This is a genomic window from Diplocloster hominis, assembly GCF_032380655.1.
Classification (GTDB): domain Bacteria; phylum Bacillota; class Clostridia; order Lachnospirales; family Lachnospiraceae; genus Diplocloster; species Diplocloster hominis.
Window position 1 is genome coordinate 1 of the sequence record NZ_JAWDIY010000082.1, and the last position, 1,503, is coordinate 1,503.

2 protein-coding genes are annotated in these 1,503 nt (G+C 43.1%); both read right to left on the reverse strand.

Annotated elements, in window-relative coordinates; all coding sequences use genetic code 11:
* Positions 1 to 52 precede the first annotated feature (52 nt).
* Positions 53 to 238: a hypothetical protein gene (locus ABC831_RS26310; protein WP_343251043.1), complete on the reverse strand. Its 186-nt coding sequence runs from the start codon at positions 236 to 238 to the stop codon at positions 53 to 55.
* A 53-nt stretch (positions 239 to 291) separates the two neighbouring features.
* A complete protein-coding gene (locus tag ABC831_RS26315; RefSeq protein WP_343251044.1) occupies positions 292 to 1,437 on the reverse strand; it encodes an IS91 family transposase in 1,146 nt (381 codons plus the stop codon).
* Positions 1,438 to 1,503: the final 66 nt, after the last annotated feature.

The following is a 1,503-nucleotide window of genomic DNA, read 5'->3' on the forward strand; positions in this document are numbered from 1 at the left end:
AACTATTGATTAAAAAAGCCCGCAAAATGCGAGCAAAGTAAACAGACGGTGGTTAGAAGAGGTCAATATAAAATCCTTCTTCAAATTCATCGTCATCCAGGTCATCATCCTCCGTAAGAAATTCATGCATATCAAGCAGATCAGAATCAGACATAGCTTTGACCAGTTTGGCTGTCATTCCTTCCGGCGGGTTTTGAATATATTTTTGCCGCAGTTCCTCTAAAAATTTTGAATCCATGGGAAGCCTCCTGTCTGTTAATAAGATAAGTATGGTACAGACAGGTGGAAAAATCAAGCAGAACGGCATTTTACTTTTGCCATTGCCCTTTCATATAATTCTTCCAGAGAAACACGGCGATGATTGTGGTAAAGCTCTAAGAACTGCATTTCGTGGCCACATTGTGTACATTTGAGTGGGTCATAGCCAAAAGACAGAAGGATGTCTTCGCGCCATTTCGTAAAAGTCTTCATCAGACGGTGCTTGGATTTTGGGACAGCTTTCCAAAGCGATTTATCTTTTTCGCGATGCCTGGAATAGAGACCGTAGTAACGTGTCATCTTAAAGTTTTTTTCGGGGATGTGCTGAATCAGGAGCTTTATAAAATCTATGGCAGGAAGAGTCCTTTTTACAAAAGAATTATCTTCGTGCCGGTTATAGTGAAATGTGACGTTGCTGCCATCATAGGAATCAATCCGTTTCAGGGCAATGACGGGACGTCCGAGATATCGGCTGATATATTTAATCACTGCATCCGTATCACAGAGATTGGGTTTAGCATACACATAAAAACCATCTTTATCCTTACGGTAGATAAGAGCTTTCGTTTTTTTGAAAGAAGGTCCAATGCGGGATTCGAGAAGATTGAGAAGGGCTGTCTGAAAAGACTTTCTTAAGAGGGAATAGTTAAAATGTTTGACGACACGCCAGAAGCCCTCATCAGAGAAACCGCCTTCCGTAATGAGGCAATGGATATGTGGATTCCATTCGAGGGGTCGCCCAAAGGTATGAAGGACGCAGACAAAGCCTGGAACAAAGTTTTTCGATTTGTTGAGGTTATGGAACATACGCAGGACAACACTGCGGACAGCCTGAAAGAGACAGCCAAGGAGAGAACGGTCTTCCAGAAAGAAGTGGCGCAATTCATCATCAATGGTGAAAACACAGTGCCGGTGTGTGCAGCGGATCAGTTTAAAAGCGATTTGAGTGGAGCGTTGCTGGGAGTATTTGACCCCGCAGGTGGGGCAGAAACGGCTTTTGCAGCGAAAAGGAACGAACTTCAAGTTGCCGCAGTGAGGACAGCCATACATGGCACCGCCAAAAGACGGGTCGCCGCAGTTGATCATTTTATCCACGTTTTCAATGACAGAATCACGTGGATGCAATGTATAAATCATTTCTTCATAATGGTCTTTAAAAATATCTTGTAATATACTCATAAGACTATTATGCAGGAAACCGACACAAAAAGAAACCCCTAATTCCCCCATGAATGGGGGCTAGGG

Bases quoted from the DNA above. Each gene is read 5' to 3' on its own strand.
- ABC831_RS26310 (WP_343251043.1), bottom strand. From the start codon at position 238: ATGGATTCAAAATTTTTAGAGGAACTGCGGCAAAAATATATTCAAAAC.
- ABC831_RS26315 (WP_343251044.1), bottom strand. From the start codon at position 1,437: ATGAGTATATTACAAGATATTTTTAAAGACCATTATGAAGAAATGATT.